Annotated in this window: 10 protein-coding genes and 1 pseudogene; 3 read left to right on the forward strand and 8 right to left on the reverse strand. The window is 53.6% G+C overall.

What is annotated here, in order from left to right; translation table 11 throughout:
• Positions 1–112 precede the first annotated feature (112 nt).
• The 4 genes from ACUHMQ_RS18020 to gpmI form a co-directional block, all read right to left on the reverse strand.
• Positions 113–433, reverse strand: a complete 321-nt coding sequence (locus tag ACUHMQ_RS18020) for a hypothetical protein (RefSeq protein ID WP_445296847.1) — start codon at positions 431–433, stop codon at positions 113–115.
• Between the two features lie 128 nt (positions 434–561).
• Entirely contained in the window at positions 562–2022 is a 1461-nt protein-coding gene (locus ACUHMQ_RS18025; RefSeq protein ID WP_445296848.1) for a S41 family peptidase, read from the reverse strand.
• A gap of 58 nt (positions 2023–2080) precedes the next feature.
• Entirely contained in the window at positions 2081–3370 is a 1290-nt protein-coding gene (locus ACUHMQ_RS18030; RefSeq protein WP_445296849.1) for a murein hydrolase activator EnvC family protein, read from the reverse strand.
• A complete protein-coding gene (gene gpmI, locus ACUHMQ_RS18035; RefSeq protein ID WP_445296850.1) occupies positions 3367–4911 on the reverse strand; it encodes a 2,3-bisphosphoglycerate-independent phosphoglycerate mutase in 1545 nt (514 codons plus the stop codon). The genes ACUHMQ_RS18030 and gpmI overlap by 4 nt, the downstream gene beginning before the upstream one ends.
• 146 nt (positions 4912–5057) lie before the next feature.
• Here gpmI and ACUHMQ_RS18040 point away from each other — a divergent pair, with 146 nt between their 5' ends.
• On the forward strand, positions 5058–5366 hold the full coding sequence (locus tag ACUHMQ_RS18040; protein WP_072430098.1) for an ArsR/SmtB family transcription factor: 309 nt from the start codon (positions 5058–5060) through the stop codon (positions 5364–5366).
• 450 nt (positions 5367–5816) lie between these two features.
• Positions 5817–11222 (forward strand): PAS domain S-box protein, encoded by a 5406-nt coding sequence (locus ACUHMQ_RS18045; protein WP_445296851.1) that lies wholly within the window; start codon positions 5817–5819, stop codon positions 11220–11222.
• A gap of 90 nt (positions 11223–11312) precedes the next feature.
• Here ACUHMQ_RS18045 and ACUHMQ_RS18050 read toward each other — a convergent pair whose 3' ends face one another.
• The 3 genes from ACUHMQ_RS18050 to ACUHMQ_RS18060 all read right to left on the reverse strand — a co-directional run bounded on the left by ACUHMQ_RS18050 (position 11313) and on the right by ACUHMQ_RS18060 (position 13671).
• Positions 11313–11981, reverse strand: a complete 669-nt coding sequence (locus tag ACUHMQ_RS18050; protein WP_445296852.1) for a 3-oxoacid CoA-transferase subunit B — start codon at positions 11979–11981, stop codon at positions 11313–11315.
• A 15-nt stretch (positions 11982–11996) separates the two neighbouring features.
• Positions 11997–12704: a CoA transferase subunit A gene (locus tag ACUHMQ_RS18055; RefSeq protein ID WP_445296853.1), complete on the reverse strand. Its 708-nt coding sequence runs from the start codon at positions 12702–12704 to the stop codon at positions 11997–11999.
• Between the two features lie 190 nt (positions 12705–12894).
• Entirely contained in the window at positions 12895–13671 is a 777-nt protein-coding gene (locus ACUHMQ_RS18060; RefSeq protein WP_445296854.1) for a 3-hydroxybutyrate dehydrogenase, read from the reverse strand.
• A gap of 219 nt (positions 13672–13890) precedes the next feature.
• Here ACUHMQ_RS18060 and ACUHMQ_RS18065 point away from each other — a divergent pair, with 219 nt between their 5' ends.
• Positions 13891–15972, forward strand: coding sequence for a S9 family peptidase (locus tag ACUHMQ_RS18065; protein ID WP_445296855.1), 2082 nt, complete (start codon positions 13891–13893; stop codon positions 15970–15972).
• A gap of 146 nt (positions 15973–16118) precedes the next feature.
• Here ACUHMQ_RS18065 and ACUHMQ_RS18070 read toward each other — a convergent pair.
• A pseudogene (locus ACUHMQ_RS18070) lies at positions 16119–16228 on the reverse strand (IS5/IS1182 family transposase); the annotation flags it as partial.

Here is a 16228-nt window from a genome sequence, read left to right on the forward strand (position 1 = left end):
TGCCGAACTGAGCTAGGAGCTCGGCGGGAATTGCCGGCAATTCCACCGGCTTGGCTTTCGGTTTGCGAGGCATACATTCTCCTTGGGAGCATGATATGCCTTGAACACGAAATTACTGACAGACCCCAGTGGCGGGGTAGGTACGCGCATCGCTGGCAACAACTGTCCGTTCATCACGCATTGCAGCGAAGTAATCCGGGTAGTCGTCTTCGCTCAGCGCCATACCACTGGACCATTGCCCATCACTGGCATCGTATAGACCTTCACACACCACACTATCTTGCAAGGTGCCGGAATAGAACCAGAAGCTGGCACGAGTACACCCTACCTCCTGAACCAACGTACGGCTCAGCATGGCAAAGAACTTGGCTCGGTCCAGCTTACCCTCACCGAGCATGCTGTAGAGGTTTTTGAAAAGATTAGTATCGTGCATATCTGTCACCTTCTAAGCACACATACAAGCAACAACCCGTCTAACTTACTTTATAGCGCTATAGCACCCAAAATGCATAAAGCCCGCCAGAGCGGGCTTTATGCATGGTCTTTCAAGAGTCTAACGAACTATTTCACAACCGTAGCCGTGGTATTTGCACGCACCACCTGCTGCACCTTCAAAACATTCAATGCCTGTTGCAATTGGTAGTCTTTCTTCAACGAAATCTCGCCCGGCTTCAGCTCTTCTTCCTCTGAAGGCTTGCCATCTTTACCTTTCACCTTATCAGTACCTTTTTGCTTGGTAGGCTCCAACTTGGCTTCAGGCTGGGCATCGGGTGCCGAAGCAGCAGGCTTAACGTCGGGCTTGGCAGCTTCTCCTTGCGGGTTGGCCAGATGGTGTTCCAGATCTGCCTCTCTCACTCGGAAAGCTGCACTATTCAGGCCATTCAGCGTGGCCTCTTCCACTTCGATATCCGGTGTGATGCCCTTGGCTTGGATAGAACGACCATTTGGCGTGTAGTAACGTGCCGTCGTCAACTTGATAGCTGAATCCTTCCCGACAGGCAGGATGGTTTGTACCGATCCCTTACCAAAAGTCTGTACACCCACCACTACAGCGCGTTTATGATCTTGCAAGGCACCAGCCACAATCTCAGAAGCCGATGCTGAGCCCGCATTCACCAGCACCACCATAGGCACATCCTTGACCCCACCTGGCAACTTGCCCTCCCGGGCGCCAAACTCGGGGCTGGCAGTCAAACGTACCTTGGCATCGCTAGCACGGCCCTCGGTATAAACCACCAGCGCTTTTTCTGGCAGGAACAAGGCTGAAACACCTACCGCTGCGCTTAGCACACCACCTGGATCATTACGCAAATCCAGTATCAGACCCTTCAGATTCGCATTGTTTTCCTTGTACAGGTTATCCAATGCACGGGCCACATCCTCGGTCGAACGCTCCTGGAACTGTGCCAGACGCACATAACCAAATCCTGGTTCCAACATACGTGATTTCACGCTCTGAACCTTGATGATGGAACGGTTCAAGGTAAAGACCAGTGGCTTGGTCTCGCCCTTACGCAAGACTGTAAGCACCACTTTGCTATTGGGTTTACCACGCATCTTGGCGACCGCATCGTTCAGGGACAAACCCCGCACCGGCGCATCGTCAATCTTCATGATGTAATCACCCGCCTTGATGCCTGCCTTGAAGGCGGGAGTATCTTCAATCGGCGAAATCACACGGACGAGTCCGTCCTCGAGATTCACTTCCAATCCCAGACCGCCAAACTCACCCGAGGTGCTGACCTTCAAGTCTTTGAACGCATCAGGGTCGAGATAAGCTGAATGCGGATCAAGGCCAGTCAACATGCCGTTGATGGCCTCATTGATCAGCTTCTTGTCCTCAACCGGCTCAACATAGTCCTGCTTGATGCGCGCATATACCTCGGTAAATGCACGCAACTCATTAATCGGCAATGGCGACAAGCTTTCCTTCTCGGCCAAGGCGCTGGCACCCGCGGTCAACAACACACCAATGCCCGTACCGACGAGTAACAATCTGAATTTCTGTACTTTCGCTTGCATTACTGTCCTTTTACCACCTGCAACAACCTGCTCGAACAGCCGGTTGTTGAATCAATTGCTAGCCTTTCGCCCAGGCGAGCGGGTCCAGGGGTTTACCCAAATGGCGTATTTCAAAGTATATGCCCGTTTGTTCGCTCCCACCGCTATTGCCGCTGGTCGCAATATCCTCACCGGCCACTACTTTGTCTCCAACCTGTTTCATCAACGACTCAGCGGCACCATATAGACTCAAGTATCCACCACCATGATCGACAATCAGCATATTCCCAAAACCACGTAACCAGTCAGCAAATACTACCTGACCACTAGCTACCACCTTGACTGACTGACCACCGGTCGTCCGAATAAATACGCCTTTCCATTGTGTACCCTCGCTACGAGGCGAACCGAACTTACCTGTCACTTCACCACGCGCCGGCAAACGCAGCTGACCTTTCAATTCCGCAAAACGGCGACCATCCGCCGTACTGTCAGGCAATGCCTCGTTGCGTTTCACAACAGCTTCGGGTTTAGCCACAGGCTCGCTAGGCTTTTTACCTGACTTTGCTTCTCTTGCCAGACGTGCCGCCTCACGCGCTTCAGCCAACCTCTGTGCCCTCGCCTGCTTTTCACGTTCCCGCGCTTCCTTGATTTCCCGCTCGCGGATCATGCGGTTGATCTTTTCTACCAGCTGGGTCAATCGTTTCTCATCGCGCTGGAGCTTGCTGATCTGCTTACGCTGCTCGCCTATCTCACCGGCGATCTTGCTCAATACTTCTTGCTTCTGGGCTTGCTCGGCACGCAACTGGTCACGTGCAGCCTTACGTTCCGCCGCAATCCGCAATAACGCTTCGTGTTTCTGCCGCAGAACCTCCGCAAGCTCGTTGAGCTTCTCAAGCTGGCCAGCCAGCTCCCCCGAGAGTTTGTATTGCGCCTGGGCGATATACCGGTAATAGCGCAAATCGCGCGCCAGCTTGTTGGGATCCTGCCGGTTCAATAACAAGCGCAAGGCTTCATGCTGGCCATTACGATGTCGGGAACGAATCAGGTCCTGCAAACGCTGGCGATTGGATTCCAGGTTCTCACGAGTCTTGACGATATCCTGATTGATACTGACCATCGCCGCTTCAGACAGCTGTTGCTCACGGTTCAACCGGGCAACCGCTCGATTGGCTTCGCTGATGGCATGTTCGGAAGATTTCAATGCATCCGCCGCATCGTGGCGAGTAGCTTCATTAGCCTGCAACTCTTGCTTCAGCGAGTCGATCTTGCGGCGCAAGTCCTGCAAGTCGTCTTCCGGCTGAGCAGCCCAAGCCGCGCTGGCCAACAAGCCAACGGCGGCAAATAGGGGAAGCAGGCGGCTGATCACGCGAATTGGATCAGCGAATGGCCTGTCATTTCAGCCGGTTGCGAAAGCCCCATTATGGCCAGCATGGTGGGGGCAATATCTTTCAAGGCACCTGTCGCCGGTGAAGCCAAGCTCGCCTTGCGGCCTATATAGATAAATGGCACCAGATCCGTCGTGTGCTGGGTATGCGCCTGGCCCGACACGTTGTCCCACATCATTTCACAGTTGCCATGGTCTGCTGTGATCAGCACTTCGCCACCAATGGCCTGCATTGCAGCCACAGCCCGCCCTACACATACGTCCAGCGCCTCAATTGCTTTGACTGCTGCATCGAAATTACCGGTGTGGCCCACCATATCGCCATTCGCGTAATTGCAGATGATGGCAGCGTACTGCTTGGACTCGATGGCCTCGACAATCTTATCGGTCACTTCCGCCGCGCTCATCTCAGGTTTGAGGTCATATGTTGCAACCTTGGGTGAAGCCACCAGGATACGATCCTCGCCAGGGAACTCTTTCTCCTCGCCACCCGAGAAAAAATACGTCACATGCGGGTATTTCTCGGTCTCGGCAATACGCAATTGCTTCAACCCCAGTTGGCTGATGTATTCGCCAAAGCTGTTCTGCACTTTGGGTTTGGTATAGGCCACAGGATAGGGATAACTCTCGGCATAACTGGTCAATGTGGCAAACAGAGCAAGCTTAGGACGGCGTGGACGGGTAAACCCATCGAAACTGTCGTCATTGATCGCAACCGTAATCTCGCGGGCGCGGTCGGCACGGAAGTTCATAAATACGACGACATCGCCGTCTTCGATCCGGGTAATCTCGCCATTAGTGCGTACTGCGGTCGCCAGAACAAATTCATCGTTCTCACCGCGCGCGTAAGCAGCAGCCAAGGCTTCCTGAGCTGTTGCAGCTACATGGTCGGCCTCTCCATCGACAATCAAGTGGTAAGCAGGCTCAACCCGTTCCCATCGCTTGTCGCGGTCCATCACATAGTAACGCCCCACTACCGAAACAATACGCGCCCCCGGATTTGCATCGCAGACTGCTTGAAGACGGCTGAGATAAAGCTCGGCGCTACGTGGTGGTGTATCGCGACCATCCAGAAAAGCGTGTACGGCAATCTTCGCCACACCCGCTGCATGCGCAGCGCGCACCAGTTCGTGGATATGGTTCTCGTGTGCGTGCACGCCACCATCTGAAACCAGTCCCATTACATGCAGTGTCTTACCGCTGGTAGCGGCCATATCAATCGTCTGCTTGAGCACGGGATTACTTCCGAGCGTCTTATCTGCCACATCACAATCGACCCGACTGATGTCTTGTTGCAACACTCTGCCGGCACCGATATTCAAATGACCCACTTCGGAATTGCCGAATTGGCCCGGCGGTAAACCGACAAATTGTTCCGATGCATTGATGGTCGTATGGGAAAACTCCGCCATCAGCTGATCAATATGGGGTTTTTTCGCATGCAATATAGCGTTGTCTGCACCTTCCAGCCGGTGACCATAGCCATCGAGTATAAGGAGCAGGACAGGAGTCACAGTAGTCATAGAGGGTGTACATAACAGTTTCGTTGAAGGCTAACCACATTTTACCGCGTCACGCGCGGTTGCGCGGGCTTTGGGCCACGTTTAACATGCCGGCACCTACGCAGTGCATGTATGCTGCACCACTATCCAATAAAAAATAGCTCGCTATGGCATACCACTTAATCGAGGACGACGAACAGATCGAACAGGCCTCCCGTGCGATGAAGGCAATGTCTCACCCGCTACGGCTGAAGATCCTGTGCGTTCTGGGCGATAAGGAAGTAAGTGTTCAAGATATTGTCGATGCGGTTGGTACTTCGCAAAGCAATATTTCACAGCACTTGGCTATCATGCGCGAAAAAGGCGTCTTGCGAACCCGTAAGGATGCCAACCGGGTCTATTACCGCGTTGGTGACCCAAGGACGCTGGAAGTTGTCAGCATGATGCGGGATGTATTCTGCGGCTTTGCTCGTTGAATCACCACTGGCCTTAGAACCTGTTCACGATCTTACTGCGCAGCTGTGATCAGGGCTTATGTGCTGCTCAAAATCCTCATGTACCTAAGTACATTCCGGTTTCTGTGCTGCTCTACCCCCTGCTGACAGCTGCTCATGACAGATCCTTGAACAGGCTCTTAAGGGCCGGCACAAGCCGGCCTTTTGCTTTATATCCGAACCCTGATTCCAGGGCTGCTCTTCATGCTGCGCTCCATATCGCGCAGCCGTGATGAAGACATGTGCACTATCGATTAGTTCCCTGAACACTATGTCCCAGGGCGTATTTGCACGTCTGTAACATCGAACGTGAACGCGGAAAAAGAGCCTGTTCAAAGGCTCGCCATCGGCTGTCATATAACTGAAGCTGCATAGAAAAATCGAGCTGCTACATTGCTTTCATGCGATGCCATAACGGCTATCAGGTGACCAATGCGGCACACTTTTCGATTCTCGTCCAAGCAGGCCGCGCTTTGGTCAAAGCTCTGGTCTATCACTATTTTGTTGCTTGGTGGCCTGCTTACTTATATCAGCGTACGGCAAACCTACGAGTTCGATACTGAGCACGCTTCGAATCGCTACCAGTTCCTTTCCGAACGACTCGTCACAGAAATAAACCGTCGATTCCATACCTCCCATTACGGCGTTATGGGCGCCAAAGCCATGATCGTCGCGACAGGCAGGGTACAGTACACGGACTTCAGAAGTTATATCACTGCACGCAATCTGCCACAGGAATTCCCTGGAATTCGTGGTTTTGGCTTTATCCAGCCGCTGACGCGCCCGCAATTACCTGCATTTTTGGCATCTGAACAACACAATCAGCCGGGGTTCACGCTTAAAACCCATGGTGATGCCAAAAATCTCTATGTCATCCGTTTTATTGAACCGATCGACACCAATCGCGCATCACTGGGGTTAGATCTGGGCGCAGAGCCCCGCCAGCGCGAAGCAATAGAACGCGCAATCCAAACTGGCAAACCCACCATCACCCAAAGTGTACGCCTGGACCAGGATGCATCATCACGGCCCGCTTATCTCTATCTTATCCCCTGGTTTCAGTCCGACATCACGCCAGCGACAGAAGCAGAACGCCGAGCCAAACTGCAAGGGTTCGTCTATGCCCCCATTGTCGTGGAGGAAATTCTCAAGGGTGTCGATAAAGCAGTAGCAGAAGAGTTGGATCTTGAACTCTTCGACGGCTCCATACCAATGGCAACAAACCGGATCTTCGATAGCGATCCTAGAACAGAGGGGTATCTCATCCTATCTAGCACCAAAAATGTTGTTCCAGCGCAACAAAGCACCCCTCACTTCAAGCAATTGCATCGGCTCGAAATAGGCGGACGCAAACTCAGCCTGGTGGTGCAAACCACCCCACAATTCGATAAAGCTGTGAGCTCACCCACACCCAAGATTGTTGCGGTATGCGGTACGTTGTTAAGCCTCTTTTTCGCCTTGATCTTTTGGCTGCTGATGAATGGCAGGCTTCGCGCCGAGAGACTGGCCGAAAAAATGACCGCGGATGTGGAACGGCTGGCGATGGTAGCGCGATTCACCACCAATGGGGTCTTTATCACTGATGCCCAATGCAGAGTCATCTGGATCAATGAAGGTTTTTCCCGCATCACGGGTTACCAACCTGACGAAGTGATCGGCAAGTCGCCCACGGATTTGTTGCTATGCGACAACAGCGATCCGCATACCGCTGGTTTGATACGAGCCCAACTTGATACACAACAAAGCCTCAGCTGCGAAGTATTGAACCAGACCAAAGAAGGTCGTGAGTACTGGGCCCATGTTGAACTCCAACCGCTATGGAACCCATCAGGCCAGTTCAACGGCTTCATGGCGATTGAATCGGACATCACCGCAGCACGACTGGCGTCCATACAGTTGCAGGTTGCGCTGCGTGAAAGCAACGCCCTCAATCAAGTTATCCGGGACCATGCCATCGTCTCAGTGACCGATAGAGCCGGGCATATCATCGAGGTCAATGAGGCTTTTTGCCAGATCAATGGTTACACAGAGGAAGAACTGCTGGGCAAAAACCACCGTATCGTCAATTCCAGTTATCACGACACGACCTTCTGGCAAGCAATGTGGACCAGTATCACCCAAGGTACAGCGTGGCGCAGTGAGATGTGTAACCGCCATAAACAAGGCGACCTGTACTGGGTCGACTCCATCATTACACCGCTACGTGGAGAGAACGGCCAGATAGACCGTTATCTGTCGATCGGCGTCAACATCACTCCCGGCAAACAGGCACTACTCAAACTGGCCCAGGAAAGATTGTCGCTGGAGAACGTACTGAAAGGCACTGATGCCGGGACATGGGAGTGGCATGTCGAAACCGGTGAATCACACTTCAACCTGCGTTGGCTCAATATGTTGGGCTACACAGCGCTCGATCTGGAATCCCTTTCACACGAAACCTGGATGCAACTGACCCACCCGGATGATCTGCCCGAGGCGCAAGCACTGCTTCAAGCACACCTGTCCGGCCAGACGCCCGATTATGAAGCCGAATTCCGGATGCGGAACAGAAGGGGACAATGGCAGTGGATACTATCGCGTGGGCAGGTAATCTCACGCACAACCAGCGGCAATCCTGAGTGGATTGCAGGTATCCACCTGGATATCGATGCACGTAAACACGCTGAAATCGCACTGCTCGAAGAAAAACAGCGCTTGGCGCGCATTCTTGAAGGCACCAATGTCGGCACCTGGGAATGGCAGATTCAAACCGGTGAAACCCATTTCAACGGACGCTGGGCAGAAATTATCGGGTACTCGCTTGAAGAACTCAGCCCCGTAGATATCACTACCTGGAACCGGCTGGTACATCCATCCGATTTGGCGAAATCGAACGAATTGCTGCAACGGCATTTCTCCGGCGAGCTGCCCTACTACGAATGTGAAGCAAGACTGAGACACAAGGACGGACATTGGGTCTGGGTGCTTGATCGCGGCCGTCTGGTCAACCGTACTGAAACCGGCTTACCCAAGTGGGTGTACGGTATCCAGATGGATATCACGGAGCGAAAGCTTGCGGAGCAGGCAGCGAAAGACGCCCGTGCGTGGATGGAGCGCACCGCACAGATCGCTGGGCTCGGTTCCTGGATCATTGATCTCTCGACAAACAAGCCGACTCTATCCGATCAAACCTGCAGAATCCACGAGGTACCACCCGGGTTTACCCCAACGTTGGAAAACATCATCCAGTTCTATGCTCCCGAAGCACGACCGACCATTGCATCAGCAATTATGCGCAGCATAGATACTGGTGAACCTTGGGATCTGGAGCTTCCCTTTACTACCGCTACCGGCCGTGCAATATGGGTACGAACAGTGGGCGAAGCGGAGTTTGAAGATGGCAAAGCCGTCCGCCTGGTCGGCGCTTTTCAGGACATCACTGAACGCCGTAAAAGTGCAGAAGCCATTGAGAAATCCCGCCACTTGCTGAGCTCGGTAGTGAATGCCGCGAATGCGCTTTCTATCATCGCAACCGACAAGGAAGGCCTGATCACACTGTTCAATGACGGAGCCGAACGCTTGTTGGGCTATGAAGCAGCTGAAGTCGTCGGACAGCAGACACCTTCGATTTTCCATCTGCCCAGCGAAGTGGCTTCGCGTGGCGTGGAACTGTCCCTGATAACCGGCCGCCACATCGAAGGGTTCGAGGTATTTATCGCCAATTCGCTTATCGGCGTACCTGAAGAGCGGGAGTGGACCTATATACGCAAAGATGGCACCCATGTTCCGGTATCTTTGGTAGTAACCGCCATGCATACCGATGGTGGAGAGTTGATCGGCTTTCTGGGGGTTGCGCAGGATATCCGTCTTCGCAAGGAATTCGAAGCGAATCTGGTCGCAGCCAAAGACATGGCCGAACAAGCTAGCAAAGCCAAAAGCCAGTTCCTGGCCAATATGAGCCACGAAATCCGCACGCCCATGAATGCCATTCTGGGCATGCTGCAGTTGCTGCAGCACACTTCTCTGAGCAATACGCAGCGCGATTATGCCAACAAGGCGCAAATGGCTGCCCATTCGTTGCTCGACATACTCAACGATATCCTCGACTTCTCCAAGGTCGAAGCGGGCAAACTAGAACTTGATCCCCAGCCATTCTGGCTCGATAGCCTGTTCCGCCACCTATCGGTGATTCTGACGGGTTCCAAGGCCAATAAACCGGTCGAGTTGCTATTTGATCTGCCGCAGCGCCTTCCACATCAAATCATCGGCGATGAGGTCCGTCTCAATCAGGTACTGATCAATCTTGCCGGCAATGCACTCAAGTTCACAGAGCACGGCGAAGTGGTGATCCAGGTATCAATACAGAGCGAAGACGATACCCAGATCACACTCAATTTCGCCGTAAAAGACACGGGTATCGGCATCAGTGAAGCGCAACAGCGCAAACTGTTCCATGGCTTCCAACAGGCTGAAGCATCAACCACCCGCCGCTTTGGCGGTACTGGGCTCGGTCTGGCCATCAGCCAGCGTCTGGTACAGCTTATGGGTGGGGAGATAAAGGTGGAAAGTGCCCCGGACAAGGGTAGCAACTTTCACTTCACACTCAGCTTCCCCGTTGCCTGTACTGCGACATCTATACAGCTACCCATCATTCCCCTTCATGTATTACTGGTCGACGACAACGATAAAGCCCGCAAGGTGGTTACAGGCATGGGTAAGAACCTGGGATGGGATATCAAACTGGCAGAAAGTGGACATCAGGCGATAGCGCTGATGAAAGAGTCCCTTCAATCAGGCAACCATTACGACGTCGTATTGATCGACTGGATCATGCCGGAGATGGATGGATGGGAAACCTGTCGCGCACTGCGTGAACTGGCGGGGACACCCGCACCGCTGATGATCATGCAGACTGCGCGCAGTATGGAGATGCTGATGCAACGCTCGCAAGAAGAAAGGGCGCTTCTGGACGGTTTTCTCGTCAAACCCATCACCGCCTCGATGCTGCTTGATGTCGTCATTGAAGCCCGTATTCGACGCAATAACAGCGGCAAAGAAACACCGGTAATGGCACCACCCAAGGCCACGCGACTCGAAAACGTCCGTGTGCTGCTGGTGGAGGACAACGCAACCAACCAGCAAGTCGCCAAAAGCCTGCTGGAAACCGAAGGCGCCATTGTCACCGTCAAAGATAACGGCCTGCTGGGCGTAAACGCTATCACCGAGTCGCCCCATGCCTTCGATATCGTCCTGATGGATCTGCAGATGCCCGTCATGGATGGTTACCAAGCAACGCGGGAAATACGGCAGATCCTCGATACCGGCAACCTGCCTATTATCGCCATGACCGCCAATGCCATGGCTTCCGACCGCGTCACTTGCCTGGAAGCCGGCATGAATGACCACATAGGCAAACCTTTCGAGCTAGAGCATCTCGTTACGACCATCCTGCGCCATCTACGTGGCATCAAACCAGCCAAACAAGTCACAGCACCAATACCAACGGACGCCGCCCCCCCTCTTCTCAATATTGACGCAGCAGTACAACGGCTGGGGGGAGACCGCACACTGCTCGACTCTTTGATTGACGAATTTATACATAACCTTAACCTGCAAGTGGACAGACTCAATCAGCTTCTCAGTATCGGCTCACGTCAAGATGCCTGTCGGCAGATGCACACGCTGAAAGGCACAGCCAGCACATTAGGGGCGGAACGCTTATCCGCAGTCGCACAGAAGCTGGAAATGGTGTTAAAGCAGGCAGATGGTCCGCTACCCGAAGCCGACTTGTATCAACAGCTGAGCGAATGCATTGCGGAGACCACCAATGCGCTGCGCATCGAGTTTCATCGTGGCTAACCAGGTACAGATAAAGCAATAGGCTGGGACTGAAACCCAGCCTTGCCCTGAACAAGTCCTATGCGGCTTATGTACTACTCGAAATTCTCACTAAGCCGTTTGTTTAGCCCGCAATGGTGAGAAATCCAAAGTCACAGCGGTCGCTTCACTGATCTCAGCTTCGGTCACGTCAGGCGCCAGTTCCAGCACCGACAGGCCTTTCTCACCCACCTGCATAACGCCCATATCGGTGATAATCAGGTTCACCACACCAACGCCGGTTAAGGGCAAAGTGCACTTAGGCAGGATCTTCGCCTCGACCGAGCCGTCCTTCTTGCGTGCCATGTGTTCCATCAACACGATCACCCGGCCTACACCTGCGACCAGATCCATCGCGCCACCCATGCCTTTGACCATCTTGCCGGGAATCATCCAGTTGGCGAGGTCACCTGTCTCGCTCACCTGCATGGCCCCCAGGATGGCAAGGTTGATCTTGCCACCGCGGATCATCCCAAAGCTGTCACTTGAGCTGAAAATCGCCGAGCCAGGCAGTGTAGTGATGGTTTGCTTGCCAGCATTGATCACATCCGGGTCGACCTCAGACTCGCGCGGGAAAGGGCCGATACCCAACAATCCATTTTCCGACTGCAGCCAGACTTCCATACCTTTCGGCACATTATTCGCCACCAGGGTCGGCAAGCCGATACCCAGGTTGACATAGTAGCCATCGCGTAATTCCTGCGCGGCGCGGATAGCCATCTGCTCCCTGTTCCAAGCCATCGTGGTCTCCCCTTTTTAACCGTTTGGATTTTCGTAGGTGGTGCGCTTTTCGATGCGCTTCTCCGGCGTCGCATTCAGCACAATGCGGTGTACATATATACCGGGCGTATGGACTTCGTCCGGATCAAACGTGCCGGTCTCAACGATTTCCTCCACCTCCACCACGGTCACCTTGCCAGCCATCGCAACATTCGGATTGAAATTACGTGCAGTACGACGATAAAGCAGGTTACCGGCCTTATCCGCCTTCCAGGCTTTTACCAATGAAATATCCGCAGTCAGCGCGTGCTCCAGCACATACATCTTGCCATTGATCTCGCGCGTCTCCTTCCCCTCCGCCACCAGCGTGCCGTAGCCCGTCGCAGTGTAGAAAGCGGGAATACCGCAACCGCCCGCACGCAGCTTTTCCGCCAAGGTGCCTTGCGGCGTGAACTCCAAGGCCAACTCACCTGCCAGATACTGGCGTTCGAACTCCTTGTTCTCGCCCACATAGGACGACACCATCTTTTTGATTTGGCGTGTTTCCAACAACTGGCCAAGGCCGAAACCATCGACACCAGCGTTATTGGAAATGGCAGTGAGGTTACGTACGCCACTATCACGCAATGCACCAATCAGTGCCTCGGGAATGCCACACAAGCCAAAACCGCCCACGGCAATCGTCTGGCCATCCTTAACGAGATCGGCGAGCGCCGCCTGGGCACTGGGGTAGAGTTTGTTCATGCTCTTTCCTGATTACACAAGATTTGAGGACATCGGAAATCGCTTTCCAATAGGGAGTGAGGCCAAACAATAAAAACAGCCATTGATACCTGTTTACGATCTGTTGCGAGCAGCTGTCAGCAGGGCACATAAGCCTTGATCACCGCTGCACAGTAAAGATCATGAGCAGGTTATTACAGCAACGCTTTCGCTATTGTGCCACCCAACCACCATCCATATTCCACGCTGCACCGCGGATTTGCTCGGCTGCATCACTGCAAAGGAAAGCCGCCAGCTTACCGACTTGCGCCACGGTAACAAACTCCTGCGAGGGTTGCTTCTCTGCCAACAGCTCGTGCCCAGCCTCCTCCACACTGATACCACCCGCACCGGCACGCGCTTCAATCTGCGCCTCGACCAAGGGCGTGAGTACCCAACCGGGGCAGATGGCATTACAGGTGATCGGCGTCTGCGCCAGTTCAAGCGCCACAGCCTTGGTCAGGCCAATAAGGCCATGCTTGGCCGCCACATAGGCCGACTTTTGCTTGGATGCCACCAAGCCATGTACCGATGCAAGATTGATAATGCGCCCCCAACCACGCTCGCGCATGGTGGGTATCGCCAGACGGCAAGTGTGGAAAGAAGACGACAGATTGATGGCAATCACCGCATCCCAACGTTCAGGGGGGAAGTCCTCGATGCTCGCCACATGCTGGATGCCGGCGTTATTGACAAGAATGTCCACAGGGCCAACCGTCTGACTGGCAAACGCCATCATGTCGGCAATTTCGCTGGGCTTGCTCATATCAGCAGGATGGTAAGCCACAGCCACATCGAACGAGGCGATCAAGTCGCTCGCAGCCTGGGCATTACCGAAGCCATTGAGCACGATATTGACGCCTTCCCGAGCGAGTTCGATAGCAATACCGAGGCCAATGCCGCTGGTAGAACCCGTAATCAGCGCCGTTTTCCCCTGCAAGGTATACATCTCAGTCCTCCCCACACTGCCTATTTGGAATACGAAAGCACTAACTTACTCAGGTACTTTCTATCGCTCAATCTTAGAACCTGCTTCCAACCTGTTACGAGTACTGTCAGCGGAATACAGTGCAGACCGCACCTATCACCCAGCTTCATCAGGCTTTTATTTTCAAGCTTTACCGCAACCCGCTATGCTGCCGCTTTGCTTTAATGACCACGTATTGCCATGGCCGCAGATAAGAATCCCCTTCCCGCCCATAATGCCCCCATCGCCGCCCGGCAACCCAAGTCGTTGTCCATCCATGGCGACCATCGTATCGATGACTATATCTGGTTGCATGATAGAGACACGCCGGAAACCCTCGCTTATCTCCAGGCAGAGAACCGTTATGCCGAGGCTCTGACGGCAGATCTGAAGCCATTCGAGGCAGCGCTGTTCGAAGAAATGAAGGCCCGCATCAAGGAAGACGATAGCTCGGTCCCCTACAAGCTTGATGGTTTCTACTATTACTCGCGTTTTGAAACGGGTAAGCAATATCCATTGTTGTGCCGCAAACCCGTTGCTGCGGACGGTAGTTGGGCAGATTCGGCTGAACAGCGGTTGCTGGACGTCGATCAGCTGGCCAAAGGCAAGACTTTCATGGAGGTTGGGGAGTTCGAGGTCAGCCCCGATGGCAATTTGCTCGCCTTCACAACCGACGCCACTGGCTTCAGTCAATACAAGCTACAGATCAAAGACCTGCGTAGTGGCAAATTGCTGCCTTTCAAGCGGGACAGGGTTACCTCTGCCGCCTGGGCGCTCGATAACTGCACGCTGTTTTACTCCACTGAGGATAAACAGACCAAACGCTCCAACCAATTGTGGCGGCATACGTTGGGCACCGCCGTCGACAAGTTGATTCATGAGGAAAAAGACGAGCGCTTCGGCGTGGATGTCTACCTCACCCGCAGCAATGGCTACCTGATTGAGCAGATAGGCAGCCTTACCAGCAGTGAAATCCGTTACTTGAAGGCCGATGAGCCCAATGGGCGCTGGCGGGTACTGGCACGGCGCCGCGCCAATATTGAATACAACGTCGACCACCGTGACGACGCATTCTATGTCCGAATCAACGACACCGGCCGTAACTTCCGCCTCGTAAAGGCTGCTGTGTCCAATCCAGGTCGGGACCTTTGGCAGGAAGTCCTGCAGATGCGTGAAGACGTCATGCTCGAGGGCATCGATCTCTTCAAACACTTCATGGTGCGGTATGAACGTTCCAATGGCTTGAACCAACTCGTCATTATCGATCTGCGCAACCAGTCCACCCACAGCATGGTCTTCAACGAACCGGCCTACAGCCTGGGAGTGGAAGCCAATGCTGAATGGGATACAGCGATCTACCGCTACAGCTACGAGTCGATGACCACACCAAGTACGGTCTACGACTATCACATGGAAACCCAAACGCAGACATTGCTGAAGCGCAGACCTGTATTGGGTAATTTCGACCCTACCAACTATGTGACGGAACGTATCTGGGCCAACGCAGGGGATGGGATTGCCATTCCCATTTCACTGGTTTACCGAAAAGGCCTAGCCCAAGACGGCAGTGCACCGCTATGGCTGGATGCATATGGCGCCTATGGCATACCGAACGATGTGTATTTTTCATCAAGTCGGTTATCGCTGCTCGACCGCGGCGTCGTCTTTGCGGTTGCCCATATCCGTGGCGGTGGCGACCTTGGCAAGGCATGGCACGACGCAGGCCGCATGCAGTACAAGATGAACAGCTTTACCGACTTCATCACCAGCGCTGAATACCTGATCGCAAAAGGCTATACCAGCCGAGACAAATTGGTGATTGAAGGCGGCAGTGCTGGTGGCCTGCTCATGGGGACAGTGACCAATATGCGGCCCGATCTCTTCAGGATCGTCGTCTCTCAGGTCCCATTTGTTGACGTGCTCAGTACTATGTTGGACGCGAGTCTGCCGCTAACCGTGGGGGAGTACGAAGAGTGGGGCAACCCAAACAAAAAGGCCGAATACCAGTGGATGCGCGCCTACTCGCCGTACGACAACCTCACCGCTCAAGCCTACCCTACATTGCTGATCAAGACTTCACTTCACGACAGCCAGGTCATGTACTGGGAGCCAGCAAAATACGTCGCCAAACTGCGTACGCTGAAAACCGATCAGAACCTACTGTTGCTGATGACAAATATGGGAGCAGGCCACGGTGGTGCCAGCGGGCGCTTTGACAGACTGAAGGAAGTCGCCTTCGACTACGCCTTTGTCTTGCGCGAACTTGGCTTAGAACCTGTCTAAAGCCTGCTGTGCGTCAGCAATACGGCGTTGAAAACATCCTCAGAATGCTCATTTACCTCGCGTAAACTCCGCTTCTTCGGCTTTTTCGCCTTGTCTTGCTCTAGCTCACGAGACTTTCGACAGGTTCTTATAGCGTGTTTTAAAAGTTATTTTTCCAATCTGTTGAGCATCAAATTGATCATGGCGATATGAATAAATGTTTCGCTGGATAGGGTGAGGCATTCATAGTCCTTGGAGAGTCGGCGATACCGATATA

Source organism: Chitinimonas violaceus (genome assembly GCF_052601015.1).

Excerpts from the sequence above, each read along its gene's own strand:
- ACUHMQ_RS18020 (WP_445296847.1), bottom strand. The coding sequence starts at position 433 with ATGCACGATACTAATCTTTTCAAAAACCTCTACAGCATGCTCGGTGAG.
- ACUHMQ_RS18025 (WP_445296848.1), bottom strand. The coding sequence starts at position 2,022 with ATGCAAGCGAAAGTACAGAAATTCAGATTGTTACTCGTCGGTACGGGC.
- gpmI (WP_445296850.1), bottom strand. The coding sequence starts at position 4,911 with ATGACTACTGTGACTCCTGTCCTGCTCCTTATACTCGATGGCTATGGT.
- ACUHMQ_RS18040 (WP_072430098.1), top strand. The coding sequence starts at position 5,058 with ATGGCATACCACTTAATCGAGGACGACGAACAGATCGAACAGGCCTCC.
- ACUHMQ_RS18045 (WP_445296851.1), top strand. The coding sequence starts at position 5,817 with ATGCGGCACACTTTTCGATTCTCGTCCAAGCAGGCCGCGCTTTGGTCA.
- ACUHMQ_RS18050 (WP_445296852.1), bottom strand. The coding sequence starts at position 11,981 with ATGGCTTGGAACAGGGAGCAGATGGCTATCCGCGCCGCGCAGGAATTA.
- ACUHMQ_RS18055 (WP_445296853.1), bottom strand. The coding sequence starts at position 12,704 with ATGAACAAACTCTACCCCAGTGCCCAGGCGGCGCTCGCCGATCTCGTT.
- ACUHMQ_RS18060 (WP_445296854.1), bottom strand. The coding sequence starts at position 13,671 with ATGTATACCTTGCAGGGGAAAACGGCGCTGATTACGGGTTCTACCAGC.
- ACUHMQ_RS18065 (WP_445296855.1), top strand. The coding sequence starts at position 13,891 with ATGGCCGCAGATAAGAATCCCCTTCCCGCCCATAATGCCCCCATCGCC.